Genomic DNA, 16,335 nt, shown 5'->3' with positions numbered 1-16,335 from the left:
CCCAGCATGCTCGGCGACTCTTCCCCGGTTCTTCCCGGGACTTCTTCCCCGGATTTCTTCCCCCGCGCGCCCTGCCCGCACGCGCACAGGGCGGTCAGGAGGCTTCCGCTTCCTGACCGCCCCGTTCAGAGCGTTCCGCAATCCGGTACGGGTCACACCCCGGACGGGACTTCCGTCCGGTCGCCCGAGCTGTCCCCGCCCTCCGCGGCGATCCGCTTGTTCCTGCGGACCGACGACAGGAAGGACCAGGCGATCAGCACGACCCCGACGAGACCGGTGATGACCTCGTTGATCTCGTACTGGATGGTGACCAGCAGGATCACCGAGAGCGCGCCGATCGCGTAGTGCGCGCCGTGCTCCAGGTAGACGTAGTCGTCCAGGGTGCCCTGGCGGACCAGGTAGACGGTGAGCGACCTGACGTACATGGCGCCGATGCCGAGGCCGAGCGCCATCAGCACGATGTCGTTGGTGATGGCGAAGGCGCCGATGACCCCGTCGAAGGAGAAGGAGGCGTCGAGGACTTCCAGGTAGAGGAACATGAAGAACGCGGCCTTGCCGGCCATCATGACGGCCGGGACGCTCGAACCGGACTTCCGGGCCTCTTCCTCGGCCTCCTGCTCGCGCTCCTCGTCCTCCTCCAGACGGTTCTCGAAGTACCCGGAGAGCCCGCCCACCACGAGGTAGGTGATGAGCCCGGCGATACCGGAGATGAGGACCGTCTGCGCCTTGTCCGCGTGTGCGCCCCCGTGCTGGTGGGCGTGGGTGGCGAAGGTGAAGGAGGAGATCAGCAGCACGGCGAGCGCGATGCAGACCGAGAGCATGTCGACCTTGCCGAGCTTGGCCAGCGGGCGCTCGATCCACCGCAGCCACTGGATGTCCCGGTCCTCGAAGATGAAGTCGAGGAAGATCATCATCAGGAACATGCCGCCGAAGGCGGCGATCGACGGATGCGCGTCGGTGACCAGCTGCTGGTAGTGGTCCTTCTCGTTGAAGGCCAGCTTCACCGCTTCGATCGGATTGATCTTGGCGCTGATGGCGACGATCACGACGGGGAAGACCAGCCGCATACCGAAGACGGCGATGAGCACACCGACCGTGAGGAAGATCTTCTGCCAGAAGGCATTCATCTTCTTCAGGATTCCGGCGTTGATCACCGCGTTGTCGAAGGAGAGCGAGATCTCCAGGACGCCCAGGATCGCCACAATGCCCAGGGCGGTCCATCCGTCGTAGATCACCGCCACGGCGAGACCGACCACGGTGATCACGAATGACCACCCGAAGGTTTTCAGAAGCACTGGCTACCCCATCGTGTGTGTACGGGTTCCCCCGCGCCGTGCGCGGCCCGGGTCCTGTCCCAGCCCTGCATGCTCCCCGGGGTGCGGACCGGAATCCGAACCCTGGAACCCCCACACGAAACCCGGTGGATCGACCGGACTTGAGCCATGCGGGAAGAATGCTTTAGGAAACGTTGACCCCGAAGTCTAGAGCGATGCCCCGCAGCCCCGACGCGTACCCCTGCCCCACGGCGCGGAACTTCCATTCCCCGCCGTACCGGTAGAGCTCGCCGAAGATCATCGCGGTCTCCGTCGACGCGTCCTCACTCAGGTCGTACCGCGCCAGCTCCTGGCCGTCCGCCTGGTTCACCACCCGGATGAAGGCGTTGGCCACCTGTCCGAAGGTCTGGCCGCGGCTGTCCGCCTCGTGGATCGAGACCGGGAAGACGATCTTGTCGCAGTGGGCGGGCACCTTGGTGAGGTCGACGATGATCGACTCGTCGTCCCCCTCACCCTCGCCGGTCAGATTGTCCCCGGTGTGCTCCACGGAGCCGTCCGGGCTGGTGAGCTGGTTGTAGAAGACGAAGTACTCGTCGCCGAGCACCCGCCCCGACTGGCACAGCAGTGCGCTGGCGTCGAGGTCGAAGTCCGCTCCGGTGGTGGAGCGTGCGTCCCAGCCGAGCCCGACCAGCACTTGTGTGAGGTTGGGTGCGGCCTTCGAGAGGGAGACATTGCCTCCCTTGGCGAGCGTGACGCCCATGATGCTGATCCTCCCCGAGGTGTGAACGGTTGACCCGGTCCCGTCCGGTCGGTCTCCGTGGGCCCTTCGCGGCTCTTCTTGGCCCCAGGCCGTGGACCCGGGCGGACGGCCCGGTCCGTGGGGGCCCGGGAAGCCCGGTGCACGGAGACCGGCCGGGCAGGACCCGGCACGTCCGGCGCCGCACTGGGGTGCGGCGCCGGACGGTGTGGCTTCTGCTCAGACGTTGACGCCGAAGTCCTGCGCGATACCACGCAGCCCGGAGGCGTACCCCTGGCCGATGGCGCGGAACTTCCACTCCGTGCCGTTGCGGTAGAGCTCGCCGAAGACCATGGCGGTCTCCGTCGACGCGTCCTCACTGAGGTCGTACCGCGCCAGCTCGGAGTTGTCCGCCTCGTTCACCACGCGGATGTACGCGTTGCGGACCTGGCCGAAGCTCTGCTGGCGGCTCTCGGCCTCGTAGATCGAGACCGGGAACACGATCTTCGCGACGTCGGCGGGGACGCCGGAGAGGTTGACCTTGATGATCTCGTCGTCGCCCTCGCCCTCACCGGTGAGGTTGTCACCGGTGTGCTCGACCGAGCCGTCGGGGCTCTTGAGGTTGTTGAAGAAGACGAAGTTCGAGTCGGTGGCGACCTTGCCCTCTTCGTTGGTCAGCAGGGCGCTGGCGTCGAGGTCGAAGTCACCCCCTGTGGTGGTGCGTGCATCCCATCCGAGACCGACGACGACTGCCGTCAGATTGGGTGCGGCCTTGGTCAGCGAGACGTTGCCGCCCTTGCTGAGGCTGACTCCCACGAGTCCTCCCAATTGGTTTCGAGGGGCCGAGGAGGGCCCTTGCCCCCGTTTTTACGTGGCACCGGATCAACGAACCGATCCTAGTGACGGGTTCCCGGACACGGCAGGCTCTTGCCCGGCCGGGTCAGAGGGTGTCGAGCGCCTTGGCGTACTCGTTCAGGTCACGAGCGTCGGGCAGACCGTTGACGACGGTCCAGCGGACGACGCCCTCCTTGTCGATGATGAAGGTCCCGCGCACCGCGCACCCCTTCTCCTCGTCGAAGACGCCGTACGCCCGCGAGGCCGCGCCGTGCGGCCAGAAGTCCGAGAGCAGCGGGTACTCAAGGCCCTCCTGCTCGGCGAAGACACGCAGCGTGTGGATGGAGTCGTTGGAGACGGCGAGCAGCTGTACGTCGTCGTTGACGAACGTCGGCAGCTCGTCACGGAGAGCGCAGAGCTCGCCGGTGCACACGCCGGTGAAGGCGAAGGGGTAGAAGAGCAGCACCACGTTCTTCTCGCCGCGGAAGTCCGAGAGGCGGACGGTCCGGCCGTGGTTGTCCTTCAGCTCGAAATCCGGGGCCTCGGTGCCGACCTCGATCGCCATGAAAACGCTTCCCTTCGGTGGGGCCATTCGACTGACACCCACCCTATGGCCTCGCGCCCCGGGCCCCCGGGGGCGGCCGGTCCCGGGCGGACGGAACGGTGTCCGGGAGAGCGGACCGAACGGTGTCCGGGAGAGGAGAGAAGCCCCCCTTCGGTCCGCTCCTTCCCCGGACAGGGGGAAGCCCCCGCAGGCAGGACGGCCGACGGGGGCTTCTCGGGGCTTGTGGCGACTCAGCGCTTGCCGGACCTTGCCACCTTCGGGGTGATCAGACGGCTTCCCGTCCAGTCCTTGCCGGCGTTGATGCTCTTGGTCTGGGCCAGACCGGCTGTCTGGGACGCCTCGTTGATGTCGCTCGGCTCGACGTAACCGTCACGGCCGGTCTTGGGGGTCAGCAGCCAGACCGCGCCGCCGTCGTCGACCAGACCGATGGCGTCCACCAGCGCGTCCGTAAGGTCGCCGTCCTCGTCGCGGAACCACAACACGACGGCGTCAGCCACGTCGTCGTAGTCCTCGTCGACGAGTTCCTGGCCGATGACACTCTCAATACCCTCACGGAGTTCCTGCTCGACGTCGTCGTCATAGCCGATCTCCTGGACCACTTGTCCGGGCTCGAACCCCAGGCGTGCCGCCTGATTGGTCCGCTCCTCCGCGTGGTCCGCGGTCGCGCTCACGGTTTGCCTCCTGATCGTTTTTGGAAATGCACCAGCCACGCGCGTGCGCGGGGCGTTGGCCGTAGTCCACACGGGCGGGACGGATCGCGCAAGTACCCAGCGGTCGAGACAGCCGAAACGGTGACGTTTCCTGGCACCTCATCCCAACCTCAGACAGCTTCTGACGGGCTCTGGTGATTCATCCCACACTGTTCATCCGTATTTGCGGGGTTCCGCGGCTTCGGATACTTCAATTGTGCCCCGGATCCCTTTGGGAATGTCTGAGCGGGTCGGGCGTAAGGTTGCGATTTCGCCGGAGCCGGCAGCGGCCTCCGGACGAGCCGTCCCGCCGGGCGGCGGTCACCCCGGTCGCCCTCCGGTCCGCCGCCCGCCTCTCCTGCGGTTACCCCTCGGTAGAGATGACGTCAGCGTCCGGGCGGTACACCATGGTGGCGGCGTACGTCCCGATACGGCAGGACCGAACAGCGAAGGAACAGCGTGGTTTCCGGATCCGATCGCACCCCGATCATTATTGGCGGCCTGCCGAGCCAGGTCCCGGACTTCGATCCCGAAGAGACCCAGGAATGGCTCGACTCCCTCGACGCCGCCGTCGACGAACGCGGCCGTGAGCGTGCGCGTTATCTGATGCTCCGCCTCATCGAGCGCGCCCGCGCGAAGCGCGTGGCCGTGCCCGAGATGCGCAGCACGGACTACGTGAACACGATCGCCACCAAGGACGAGCCGTTCTTCCCCGGCAACGAGGAGATCGAGCGCAAGGTCCTGAACGCCACCCGCTGGAACGCGGCCGTCATGGTCTCGCGGGCCCAGCGCCCGGGCATCGGGGTGGGCGGTCACATCGCCACTTTCGCCTCGTCCGCCTCGCTCTACGACGTGGGCTTCAACCACTTCTTCCGCGGCAAGGACGACGGTCTCGGCGGCGACCAGGTGTTCTTCCAGGGGCACGCGTCCCCCGGTATCTACGCCCGCGCCTTCCTGCTCGACCGCCTCACCGAGCAGCAGCTCGACGGGTTCCGCCAGGAGAAGTCGAAGGCGCCCTACGGGCTGCCCAGCTACCCGCACCCGCGGCTGATGCCGGACTTCTGGGAGTTTCCGACCGTGTCGATGGGCCTCGGCCCGCTCGGCGCGATCTACCAGGCGCGGATGAACCGCTACATGGAGGCGCGCGGGATCGCGGACACCTCCCAGTCGCACGTCTGGGCCTACCTCGGCGACGGCGAGATGGACGAGCCCGAGTCGCTCGGCCAGCTCTCCCTCGCCGCCCGTGAGGGCCTGGACAACCTGACCTTCGTCGTCAACTGCAACCTCCAGCGCCTCGACGGCCCGGTACGCGGCAACGGCAAGATCATCCAGGAGCTGGAGTCGCAGTTCCGCGGCGCCGGCTGGAACGTCATCAAGCTGGTCTGGGACCGGAGCTGGGACCCGCTGCTGGCCCAGGACCGCGACGGCACCCTGGTCAACAAGATGAACACCACGCCGGACGGCCAGTTCCAGACGTACGCCACCGAGAGCGGCGCCTATATCCGCGAGCACTTCTTCGGCAGCGACCAGCGGCTGCGCAAGATGGTCGATGACATGTCCGACGAGCAGATCCTGCACCTCGGGCGCGGCGGCCACGACCACCGGAAGGTCTTCGCGGCCTACACGGCGGCCAAGGAGCACAAGGGCCAGCCGACGGTGATCCTCGCCCAGACCATCAAGGGCTGGACGCTGGGCCCGAACTTCGAGGGCCGCAACGCGACCCACCAGATGAAGAAGCTCACCGCCGACGACCTCAAGCGCTTCCGGGACCGGCTGCACCTGCCGATCGCGGACAAGGAGCTGGAGGACGGCAACCCGCCCTACTACCACCCGGGCCGGGACTCCGAAGAGATCCAGTACATGCACGACCACCGCAAGTCCTGCGGCGGTTACGTACCGACCAGGGTGGTGCGCGCCAAGCCGCTGCCGCTGCCGGACGACAAGGCGTACGCCGTCGCGAAGAAGGGCTCGGGCCACCAGTCGATCGCCACCACCATGGCGTTCGTCCGGGTCCTGAAGGACCTCATGCGGGACAAGGAGATCGGCAAGCGCTTCGTGCTGATCGCCCCCGACGAGTACCGCACCTTCGGCATGGACGCGTTCTTCCCGAGTGCGAAGATCTACAACCCGCTCGGTCAGCAGTACGAGTCGGTCGACCGCGAACTGCTGCTCGCGTACAAGGAGTCACCGACCGGGCAGATGCTGCACGACGGGATCTCCGAGGCCGGCTGTACGGCGTCGCTGATCGCGGCCGGTTCGGCCTACGCCACGCACGGCGAGCCGCTGATCCCGGTCTATGTCTTCTACTCGATGTTCGGGTTCCAGCGCACCGGTGACCAGTTCTGGCAGATGGGCGACCAGCTGGCGCGCGGCTTCGTGCTCGGCGCGACCGCCGGGCGGACCACGCTGACGGGTGAGGGGCTCCAGCACGCCGACGGCCACTCGCAGCTGCTCGCCTCGACCAACCCGGCGTGTGTGGCCTACGACCCGGCGTACGGCTACGAGATCGCGTACATCGTCCAGGACGGTCTGCGCCGGATGTACGGCGAGACGGCCGACGGCAGGGCCGGCGAGGACGTCTTCTACTACCTCACCGTCTACAACGAGCCGATCCAGCACCCGGCGGAGCCCGACGGTGTCGACGTCGAGGGCATCCTCCAGGGCATCCACCGCGTCAGGCCCGCCGAGCGGGGCAGCATCCCGGCCCAGATCATGGCGTCCGGTGTGGCCGTCCCGTGGGCGGTCGAGGCCCAGCAGATCCTCGCCGACGAGTGGGACGTGAAGGCGGACGTCTGGTCCGCGACCTCCTGGAACGAACTGCGCCGCGAGGCCGTGGAGGTGGAGCGGCACAATCTGCTCCACCCCGAGGAGGAGCAGCTCGTCCCCTACGTCACGCGGAAGCTCGCCGGCTCGGACGGCCCGTTCGTGGCCGTGTCGGACTGGATGCGTTCGGTGCCGGACCAGATCGCGCGCTGGGTCCCGGGCCCGTACCAGTCACTGGGCGCCGACGGCTTCGGCTTCGCGGACACCCGGGGTGCGGCGCGCCGCTTCTTCCACATCGACGCCCAGTCGATCGTGGTCACGGTCCTGACCGAGCTGGCCAAGCAGGGCAAGGTGGACCGCTCGGCCCTGAAGCAGGCCATCGACCGCTACCAGCTGCTCGATGTGGCGTCGGCCGACCCGGGCGCTGCGGGCGGCGACGCGTAGCCACCGTCCAGCACGCGACGTGAGGGCGGCGGGACCCGCGTGGTCCCGCCGCCCTCACGTGTGCTCGCTCCTCCCTCGCGGGCCCGCGGGCTCAGTTCTCCCAGATCTTGAACGCCCGCACCTGGTACGGCGAATGCGGCAGCCAGGTGCCGCCGCCCGGGTAGGTCTCGAACTCGCCGGTCTCGGCGCACTCGGCGGACTGGTACGTGGTGACCGGGCGCCCGGTGCGGTTGGCGACGGACTGGGCGGTCGTCCCCGCGGGGAGCGGCGTGCAGCTCTCGATGCCGGTGCCGGAGAGGTCGTACGTCCGCCGGGCGCCCTTGAAGCCGCCCTTCTCCCAGAGGCAGAGCTCACCGGTCGCGCACTCCCCCATCCGCGGCTGGGACGCGGCCAGCGCGGTCCGCGGGGCGAGTACCTGGGGCGCGGCGAGCGCGGTGGCCGTGACGAGCCCGGCCGTGACGGTGGTACGGAGCAGCGCCCTGCGGACACCGGCGGCGGGCGTACGACCCCTTGTGCGGTCCGGCGCGGTGCTCAGCGCGGTGTTCAGCGTGGCGTCCGGCCCGGTGCTCGGCGTGGCGTCCGGCGTGCTGGGCGTGGTGTTCATGGTGGTCCCCCGTGGTGCGTCGTACGTACGGATCTTCCGGACCGCAGCCTGACCCGTGACCGCGTACCACCGGAAGGGCGCACCGCCCGGATCACCCTGATAGGCGACAGCCCCGCCGGAAGGGTCCGGCGGGGCTGTCGGATGCGCGGAGTTGACGCGGGAGCGCTCAGATGTGAGCAGCACCCGCGGCGGCCTCCGGGTTGTCACCGCGCTTGGTGAGCAGGGCCACGAAGATGGCCACGACCGCCACGCCGGCGGCGACCAGGCAGGCCAGGCCCATGCCGGACATGAAGGTGTCGTGCGCGACATCGGTGATCTTCGCGGCGAGTCCGGCCGGCGCCTGCGGCGGTACCGGGGCCATACCGACCTGGACGGCCTGCGACGCCTGGTCCAGCTGACCGGGCCCGAACGGGGGAAGCTTGGCGTCCGTCCAGTTGCCCGGGAGGGCGCTGTCGACCTTGGAGGCCATGACCGCGCCGAGCACCGCCGTACCGAGGCTGCCGCCGATCTGCATGGCGGCCTGCTGGAGACCGCCCGCGACGCCGGAGAGCTCCATCGGGGCGTTGCCGACGATGACCTCGGTCGCGCCGACCATGACGGGGGCGAGCCCGAGGCCGAGCAGTGCGAACCAGATCGACATGCTGACGCTGCCGGTGTCGGTCTCCAGCGTGGACATGCCGTACATCGCGACCGCGGTGCAGAGCATGCCGCCGGCCAGCGGGATACGCGGGCCGAGCTTGGTGATCACCGCGCCCGCGAGCGGGGAGGCGACGATCATCATGCCGGTGAGCGGCAGCAGATGGAGTCCGGCGTCGACCGGGCTCATGCCGTGCACGTTCTGCAGGTAGAAGGTGACGAAGAAGAGGCCGCCCATGAAGGCGATGGCCATGAGCACCATCAGCACCACGCCCGCGGAGAGCGGCACCGAGCGGAAGAGCGCCATCGGGATGAGCGGCTCCCTGACCTTCGTCTCCCAGAACGCGAAGGCCGCGAAGCAGACCACCGAGACGGCCAGGAACATCCAGACCTTGCCGTCGCCCCAGCCCCAGGCGGGGGCCTTGATGAGCGCCCAGACCAGACAGAACATGGCCGCCGAGAGCAGCAGGATGCCCAGGATGTCGAAGGACTTCGGGGCGTTCTCGGCGCGGTGGTCCTTGAGGATGACCGCGCCCACGACGAGCGCGATCACACCGACCGGCACGTTGATGAAGAAGACCGACTGCCAGCTGACGTGCTGGACGAGCAGGCCGCCGATGATCGGGCCGCCGGCGGTGGAGGCGCCGATGACCATGCCCCAGAGGCCGATGGCCATGTTGAGCTTCTCGGCGGGGAAGGTGGCGCGCAGCAGTCCGAGCGCCGCGGGCATCAGCAGCGCGCCGAACAGGCCCTGGAGGACGCGGAAGGTCACGACCAGGCCGACGCTGTTGGAGAAGCCGATGGCGCCGGAGGCGGCGGCGAAGCCGATTACGCCGATGAGGAACGTCTGACGGTGGCCGAAGCGGTCACCGAGCTTGCCCGCGGTGATCAGCGCCACCGCGAGGGCGAGGAAGTACCCGTTGGTGATCCACTGGATCTGGGCGAAGCTGGCCCCGAGGTCCTTCTGGATGGCCGGGTTGGCGATCGCGACGATCGTGCCGTCGAGCGCGACCATCATCACGCCGATGGCCACGGAGAAGAGTGTCAGCCAAGGGTGGCCGCGGAGCCCCTTGGCCGGTGGTGCCGAGACTTCCTGCGGCGCCGGGTCGACAGTGGTCTGACTAGTCATAAGAATCAGATTAGTGTCAGCCGCTGACAGTTGACAAACCAATTCACAAGTCGGTAGCTGTCACGTAGCTCACAGGTAATCTGAATGGACAAAGCGCCCGAAACGGGAAGCAGTTCGGGACCGCGCGCCGTACCCCCAACCCCACTTTCCCCCACCGGAAGAGGACCAGAACGTGACGATGGAGCAGACGGAGCCGTCGACGCCGGGCGCGCCGACCGGACTGCGGGAGCGCAAGAAACAGCGCACCCGCGAGGCCCTGCTGCGCGTCGCGCTCGAACTCTTCACGACGAAGGGGTACGAGCAGACCACCGTCGACGAGATCGCCGACGCCGTCGAGGTCTCCCAGCGCACCTTCTTCCGGTACTTCGCCAGCAAGGAGGAGGCCGCCTTCGCCGTGCACGACCTGGTGGAGTCCCGCTTCTTCACGGCGCTGGAGGCCCGCCCCCCGCAGGAGAGCCCGTTCGAGGCCATGCGCAACGCGGTGCTCGCCTCCTGGGACAGCATCAGCCTGACCATCGAGGACCTGGTCCCCGTCGATCTGTATCTGCGGGTCTGTCAGGTCATCGAGTCGTCACCGGCCCTGCTCGCGATTCATCTGCGCCGCTCGGCCCAGCTGGAGGACCGCATCGCCCAGCTGATCGCCGCCCGCGAGGGGCTCGACGTGGACACCGATCCGCGGCCCCGGGTGGCCGTCGCGGCGTTCGACGGTGTCATGCGGGCCACCGGCCGGATCTGGGGCAAGGGCGAGGATCTGAGCATCGCGGCCATGCGGGCCGTCGCCCTGGCCCATCTCGACCAGATCGGTCCCGCACTGGCGGAGAACTGGCGTACGACAGACGCACAGAGACTGTAGTCATTCGGATACATTCCCGCCGCGAAACGTGATGTGCCTCACTGACTTCGTAAGCACCCTTCCCCGTCTCCTAGGGTGGCGGGCAGTGACTTCCTTCGACTCCTCCCCCACGCTCACCGTCTGGCGCACCCTGCTCGCGCTCGCGGTGGTGTTCGTCATGCTGGCCACGACCGGCTGGACTGCCGTGCACCACCAGAGAACCGCCGGACCACGCCAAGCCGCGCTGGCCGCCTGGGGCAAGGGCTCCATCGCGGATCACCACCTCCCGTCGGCCAACGCGTCGCCGCATCGGCTGGCACGTTTCTTCGCTTCGCTCACCGCGGGCGACCGGACCCGGCTCGCCGACCGCTACCCGCTGGTGGTCGGCAATCTCAACGGCGCCCCGGTGAGCCTGCGCTACGAGGCCAACCGGCAGGCGCTGAAGGAGGCCGCCGCGCAGGAGCACAAGCGGCTGACCGACCCGACGCTGAACAAGGTCGGCCAGCTGGACGCGCTCCAGACGTACGACCGCTACAACGCGCTGGCGCAGCCCGGCCGGCAGATCCTCGCCTTCGACCCGACCGGCACCGGCCGCGTCGCCGAGGTGATGGGCGATCTGCAGCGGGCCCGGCACATCTCCATCGTGGTGCCCGGTGTCGACACCAATCTGCTGACCTTCCAGAAGTCCCAGAACGCCTACTACACCGCGCCGGTCGGCATGGCGACGTCGCTGTACGGCGCCGAGCGCGCCGCGGACCCCGGGTCGCGCACCGCCGTCATCGCCTGGGCCGACTACACGTCGCCCGTCGGTATCGGTGTCGACGCGGCGATCGGCAGACTCGCCGCCGAGGGGTCGCTCCGGCTGCACGCGCTCGTCGACGCGCTGCCGGGCCGGGCGCCCGTGGCGCTCTTCTGCCACAGCTACGGCTCGGTGCTCTGCGGGGTGGCCGCCCGTAACCTTCCGTCCCGGGTCAGCGACATCGCGGTCGCGGGCAGCCCGGGGATGCGTGTCGAGAACGCCGCGCAACTGGGCACCGACGCCCGGGTGTGGGCGATGCGGGACAGCGACGACTGGATCCAGGACGTCCCGCATCTGGATGTCGGCGGCCTCGGTCACGGCGCCGATCCGGTGTCACCGCAGTTCGGCGCCCGGGTCGTGTCGGCGGGCTCGGCGCAGGGTCATACCGGCTATTTCACGCCGGGTACGGAGAGTCTGCACAACTTCGCGGCGGTCGGCACCGGCGAGTTCGCTTCGGTGACCTGTGCGCACGGCGGGACCGCCTGTCACGGCTGACCACAGCTGATTTTGCGGTGGCCGGTGAGGTTCACGCGCGTAGATGCCCGCACATCAGGTCCGCCGCAGAGGGGCGACGCGCAGGCGCACGCCGCCTACGATGTGGCACATGGGTGATGTACTGGCGGGAATTCAAGCCACCTGGGAGTTCGCGACCGACTCCGTGCTCATCCGCTTCGAACGGGGGATTCGCACGCCGAAGCTCTTCCAGGCGCTGCGCGAGAGGCGTATCCCCCACGAGGCGCTGGGGTCGGTGACGGTGACCGAGGGCAGACGGGGGACGGTGGTGCTCCGTGCGGCGCCCCGCGCGGGCGCCGACCCGCTGATGGAGGCCGCTTCGGGGCAGCTGAAGGAGGGGTGCGATCCGTACCGGCTGGTCCTTCCGGCCGCGCAGCGGACGCTCGCGGAGTACTACGCGGAGGAACTGGCGGCCCGGCTCGTGCCGGAGGCGGCGGAGCCCGCCGAGCGGTTCCTGGTAGCGGCGCCGGAGGCACCGCTCCACTTCAAGGCGTACGACGGCAAGGCGTCCTTCGACGGCTCACGGGTCTCGTTCAGATGGTCCTGGACGGGCGCGTCGTCGGCCAAGTGGAAGAGCGGCGACCAGAGCTTCCCGGTGGACGAGCTGACCGGGGTCGACTGGCGCTCCCCCGAGGTGTACGACGGGTATCTGCGGGTGCTGCGGCAGGGCGGCCCGGACACGGCGCAGGCCGACCAGGATCCGGCAGCGGTCGTCTTCGGGCTCGGTTACGGGCCGGTCCACGAGTCGCTGCCCTTCGCCGCCGCAGTCCTCGGGGCGGCCCGCCACTCCAGGACGGTGCCGGTCCCGGTGCCGGCCATCGCCACCGGCCGGCGCGACCCCGCGGACATCGCCGAGCGGATACGGCACCTGGGCGAGCTGCACTCCTCCGGGCTGGTGACGGACGACGAGTTCAGCGCGAAGAAGGCCGAGCTGCTGGCGGAGCTGTAGCCCGGTCCCGTGGACGGCGGAGGGGGCCCGCGCGGTGCGGGCCCCCTCCGTAGCCGGGTATCCGGACTCCGTCGTCAGGTGTCCGGCTCCGTGGCCGGTGGCCGGTACGGCTACTCGCGCGCCGCCGACGTCGACGACATGTCCGGGTAGCGGTCGCCCTTGACCTCGGCCGCGATCGGTTCGAGCTGCGCCAGCTCATCGGCCGTCAGCCGCAGCCGGGTGGCGCCGGTGTTCTCCAGGAGCCGGGTGCGCTTGCGGGTGCCGGGGATCGGCACGACCGCCGACAGCCCGTGCACCTCGGCCCGCTGCTGCACCCAGGCGAGGGCCACCTGCGCCGCCGTCGCACCGTGCGCTGCCGCGATCTTGTGCACCGGCTCCAGGAGCGCCGCGTTCGCCTTGGCGTTGTCCCCGGTGAAGCGGGGCTGGAACTGCCGGAAGTCGCCGCTCGCGAGCTCCTTGGAGGCGTCCGCGAAGGAGCCGGTGAGGAAGCCCCGGCCGAGCGGCGAGTACGGCACGATGCCCACGCCGAGTTCGGCTGCCGCGCCGATCAGGCTCCGCTCCACGTCCCGGCTGAACAGCGACCACTCGGACTGCACGGCGGTGATCGGGTGCACCGCGTGCGCCTCGCGCAGCTCGGCGCCGGTCACCTCGCTCAGCCCCAGGTACTTGACCTTGCCCGCGGCGACCAGCTCGCCCATCGCGCCGATGGACTCGGCCAGCGGCACGTCCGGGTTGCGGCGGTGCATGTAGTAGAGGTCGATGACGTCGACATCCAGCCGGCGCAGGCTCGCCTCGACGGCCTGCCTGATGTACGGGGCGTCGTTGCGCACGCCCCGGTAGTGCGGGTCGTCGGCGCGCCGCTCGATGGAGAACTTGGTGGCCAGCGTGATCTCGTCGCGGTGTGCGGCGACGAACGGCGCGAGGAACGTCTCGTTGGCGCCCTGCCCGTAGATGTCCGCGGTGTCGATCAGCGTGACACCGGCCTCGACGGTGGCCTCCAGGGTGTCCCTGGCCGCCGCCTCGTCGGTGTCCCCGTAGAACTCGCTGATGCCCATGGCGCCGAAGCCCTGTACACCGACCTCGGGCCCGTCCTGGCCCAGCCGCACCCTGTCGATCTTCTCGATGCTCATCAGGTTCAGTACCTCTCCGACGCCCGCCGGGCGTCCGCGTAATAGTCGATCTTGAAGTCGAGTACGGAGAGCGTGTCCTGGAGCTCCGCGATGCGCAGCCGCACATCCCTGCGGGTCTCCTGCAGCAGCTCCTGACGCTCTTCGAAGGTGTCCACGCCCTGGCGTACGAGTTCGGCGTAACGGACCATCTTGGCGACCGGCATCCCGGTCAGCCGCAGTTTGCCGACGAAGGCCAGCCAGTCCAGGTCGCGGTTGGAGAAGCGGCGCTGGCCGGTGTGCGACCGGTCGACATGCGGCATCAGCCCGATCCTCTCGTACCAGCGCAGGGTGTGCGCGGTGAGACCGGTGAACGCGACGACCTGGCTGATCGTGTACTGGTCCCGCCCGTCCGGGAGCCTGTCCGCCGTGGACGCGGGCGCGGTCGCACAGGGGTGCACGGTCTCCGGCGCCGGCCCCGTGTCGGTCTCGGTCTCGGTCACAGTCATGCGCTCCCCCAGCTCCTTCGTCCTCGCTCCTTCGTCCTCGCGACAACCCCAACGCTAGATCCTTCGAGTGCACTCCAGGCAAGCGAATAGGGGCAGAACTTCGGCGGCGGCTCCCGTAGCCTCGCGCACCATGAGCACCGCACGCCGCGCGCACCCCGATGACGCCGTCGAACTCGTACGCCTGCGCAAGCTGATGCAGGACTCCCTGTCCGGCGCACCGCACCCGGACATCAGCTGGCAGCCCGCCGCCGTCGAAACGCTCCGCGGGAAGCTCGGTGACCCCGCGGCGGATCTCACCGCGTTCGTCGTCGACCGGCCGGACGGCGGCCTCGCCGCCTGCGTGGTCGGCACGGTCGAGTACCGGCTCGGCGGGCCCGGGAACCCGCACGGCGCGAGCGGTTACGTCTTCAGCGTCGCGACCGATCCTGACATGCGCCGCCGGGGGTACTCGCGCGCCTGTATGGAGGCGCTGCTCGGCTGGTTCCGGGAGCGCGGTGTGCCCAGGGTCGACCTGCGCGCGTCGGCGGACGGCGAGCCGCTCTACACCTCGCTCGGGTTCGTCAGGACCCCCGATCCCGCGATGCGTCTGACGCTGTAGTTAGGCTCGTCCCTCATGAAGAGCCTGGCGATGACCGAGAACTGGCCGGTACCCGCGGTGGCCGCGGCCGTCGTACGAGCGGACGGCACCGTCGCCGGTACGGTCGGCCCGACCGGGCGGCGTTTCCCGCTCGCCTCGGTCACCAAGCCGCTCGCCGCGTACGCCGCGCTCATGGCGTACGAGGAGGGGGCGGTCGAGCTGGACGAGCCCGCGGGTCCGCCCGGGGCCACGGTCCGCCATCTGCTCGCCCACACCAGCGGGCTCGCCTTCGACGAGGACCGGGTGATGGCGGCCCCCGGTGAGCGCCGGATCTACTCCAACGCGGGGTTCGAGGCGCTCGGCGACCACATCGCCGCGGCCACCGGCATCCCCTTCGCCGAGTACCTCCGCGAAGGGGTGCTCGAACCGCTCGGGATGACGGCCACATCCCTTGAGGGCTCGCCCGCAAAGGACGGTGTGTCCACCGCCGACGATCTGGCCAGGTTCGCCGCCGAGCTCCAGGCGCCCCGGCTGCTCGACCCGCGTACGGTCGCCGACGCCACGTCGGTGGTCCACCCGGGCCTCAAGGGTGTGCTGCCCGGCTACGGTCTCCAGAACCCGAACGACTGGGGCCTCGGCTTCGAGATCCGTAACACCAAGTCCCCGCACTGGACGGGCAGTTCGTCGTCCCCGTGCACCTTCGGCCACTTCGGCCAGTCGGGTACGTTCCTCTGGGTCGACCCGGAGGCGGGGGCCGCCTGTGCGGTGCTGACCGACCGGGACTTCGGGCCGTGGGCGGTCGACGCCTGGCCGCCGTTCACGGATGCGGTGCTGGCGGAACTCCGGTCCTGACAGCGATCCGCACAGCATCCGACCACTCCTGGGGCTGGCGCACGGGCCGTCCCTACCGGTAGGCAGGAGAGGCGACGTGCGAGTACTGGGGGGTACGGGGTGGATCCGGAGCTGACGGCACTTACTTCCACGGCGGCCACGACCGTGGTGCAGTTACTGGCGACAGAGGGGTGGGAGCGGGCACAGGCCGCCGTGACCGGGCTGTGGCGGCGGTTGCATCCGGAGCGGGCGGACACCGTGAGCGCCGAACTGGAGGAGTCCCGCTCGCAGGTGCTCGCCGCCCGGCGCACGGGGGACGGCGAGGCCGAGCGGGATGTGGTCGGCGCATGGCAGGGGCGGCTGCGCAGCCTGCTGCTCTCCCATCCCGAAGTAGCCGTCGAACTGCGCCGGTTGCTGGCCGACGAGCTGGAGCCCGCGCTGGCCGCGACCACGCAGACCACCTCGACCACGATGTCGGCACGGGCGTCGGGCCATGCCCGGGTGTACCAGGCGGGGCGGGACCAGCACATCACGGAGGCGTGAGC

The 16,335-nt window shown here is 69.3% G+C and carries 16 protein-coding genes; 7 read left to right on the top strand and 9 right to left on the bottom strand.

What is annotated here, in order from left to right:
• Positions 1-152 precede the first annotated feature (152 nt).
• The 5 genes from ACWGKJ_RS06010 to ACWGKJ_RS05990 form a co-directional block, all read right to left on the bottom strand.
• Positions 153-1,295: a DUF475 domain-containing protein gene (locus ACWGKJ_RS06010; protein WP_385024036.1), complete on the bottom strand. Its 1,143-nt coding sequence runs from the start codon at positions 1,293-1,295 to the stop codon at positions 153-155.
• Positions 1,296-1,458: 163 nt separating this feature from the next.
• Complete coding sequence (locus tag ACWGKJ_RS06005) at positions 1,459-2,034, bottom strand: TerD family protein (protein ID WP_385024034.1); 576 nt, start codon at positions 2,032-2,034, stop codon at positions 1,459-1,461.
• Positions 2,035-2,250: 216 nt separating this feature from the next.
• Complete coding sequence (locus ACWGKJ_RS06000; RefSeq protein WP_385024032.1) at positions 2,251-2,826, bottom strand: TerD family protein; 576 nt, start codon at positions 2,824-2,826, stop codon at positions 2,251-2,253.
• A gap of 124 nt (positions 2,827-2,950) precedes the next feature.
• Positions 2,951-3,409, bottom strand: a complete 459-nt coding sequence (locus tag ACWGKJ_RS05995) for a peroxiredoxin (RefSeq protein ID WP_385024030.1) — start codon at positions 3,407-3,409, stop codon at positions 2,951-2,953.
• Positions 3,410-3,639: 230 nt separating this feature from the next.
• Positions 3,640-4,080: a DUF3052 domain-containing protein gene (locus ACWGKJ_RS05990; RefSeq protein WP_385024028.1), complete on the bottom strand. Its 441-nt coding sequence runs from the start codon at positions 4,078-4,080 to the stop codon at positions 3,640-3,642.
• A gap of 477 nt (positions 4,081-4,557) precedes the next feature.
• On the opposite strand from ACWGKJ_RS05990, the gene aceE reads away from it, so the two are divergent.
• Positions 4,558-7,305 (top strand): pyruvate dehydrogenase (acetyl-transferring), homodimeric type, encoded by a 2,748-nt coding sequence (gene aceE, locus ACWGKJ_RS05985; protein WP_385024026.1) that lies wholly within the window; start codon positions 4,558-4,560, stop codon positions 7,303-7,305.
• Positions 7,306-7,396: 91 nt separating this feature from the next.
• Here aceE and ACWGKJ_RS05980 read toward each other — a convergent pair whose 3' ends face one another.
• Complete coding sequence (locus tag ACWGKJ_RS05980; RefSeq protein WP_385025709.1) at positions 7,397-7,780, bottom strand: peptidase inhibitor family I36 protein; 384 nt, start codon at positions 7,778-7,780, stop codon at positions 7,397-7,399.
• Between the two features lie 295 nt (positions 7,781-8,075).
• On the bottom strand, positions 8,076-9,674 hold the full coding sequence (locus tag ACWGKJ_RS05975) for an MFS transporter (protein WP_385025575.1): 1,599 nt from the start codon (positions 9,672-9,674) through the stop codon (positions 8,076-8,078).
• Positions 9,675-9,852: 178 nt separating this feature from the next.
• Here ACWGKJ_RS05975 and ACWGKJ_RS05970 point away from each other — a divergent pair, with 178 nt between their 5' ends.
• From ACWGKJ_RS05970 to ACWGKJ_RS05960, 3 genes are all read left to right on the top strand, one after another.
• Positions 9,853-10,527, top strand: a complete 675-nt coding sequence (locus ACWGKJ_RS05970; protein ID WP_385025712.1) for a TetR/AcrR family transcriptional regulator — start codon at positions 9,853-9,855, stop codon at positions 10,525-10,527.
• Positions 10,528-10,612: 85 nt separating this feature from the next.
• Complete coding sequence (locus ACWGKJ_RS05965) at positions 10,613-11,800, top strand: alpha/beta hydrolase (protein WP_385025578.1); 1,188 nt, start codon at positions 10,613-10,615, stop codon at positions 11,798-11,800.
• 109 nt (positions 11,801-11,909) lie between these two features.
• A complete protein-coding gene (locus ACWGKJ_RS05960) occupies positions 11,910-12,767 on the top strand; it encodes a DUF4429 domain-containing protein (protein ID WP_385025581.1) in 858 nt (285 codons plus the stop codon).
• Between the two features lie 110 nt (positions 12,768-12,877).
• Here the strand turns inward: ACWGKJ_RS05960 and ACWGKJ_RS05955 are convergent, their stop codons facing one another.
• Both ACWGKJ_RS05955 and ACWGKJ_RS05950 read right to left on the bottom strand, forming a co-directional pair.
• Positions 12,878-13,897, bottom strand: a complete 1,020-nt coding sequence (locus tag ACWGKJ_RS05955) for an aldo/keto reductase (protein WP_385025584.1) — start codon at positions 13,895-13,897, stop codon at positions 12,878-12,880.
• Positions 13,898-13,902: 5 nt separating this feature from the next.
• On the bottom strand, positions 13,903-14,382 hold the full coding sequence (locus tag ACWGKJ_RS05950; protein ID WP_385025587.1) for a MerR family transcriptional regulator: 480 nt from the start codon (positions 14,380-14,382) through the stop codon (positions 13,903-13,905).
• A gap of 130 nt (positions 14,383-14,512) precedes the next feature.
• Between ACWGKJ_RS05950 and ACWGKJ_RS05945 the strand changes: the two genes are divergently transcribed.
• From ACWGKJ_RS05945 to ACWGKJ_RS05935, 3 genes are all read left to right on the top strand, one after another.
• On the top strand, positions 14,513-14,980 hold the full coding sequence (locus tag ACWGKJ_RS05945) for a GNAT family N-acetyltransferase (protein WP_385025590.1): 468 nt from the start codon (positions 14,513-14,515) through the stop codon (positions 14,978-14,980).
• 15 nt (positions 14,981-14,995) lie between these two features.
• The gene (locus ACWGKJ_RS05940; protein WP_385025593.1) at positions 14,996-15,811 is read left to right on the top strand and encodes a serine hydrolase domain-containing protein; all 816 of its coding nucleotides are present in this window, start codon (positions 14,996-14,998) and stop codon (positions 15,809-15,811) included.
• Positions 15,812-15,910: 99 nt separating this feature from the next.
• Entirely contained in the window at positions 15,911-16,333 is a 423-nt protein-coding gene (locus ACWGKJ_RS05935) for a hypothetical protein (RefSeq protein WP_385025596.1), read from the top strand.
• Positions 16,334-16,335 lie beyond the last annotated feature (2 nt).

This window comes from Streptomyces sp. NPDC054757 (assembly GCF_053612185.1).
This window is presented reverse-complemented; position numbering and strand designations above follow the sequence as displayed.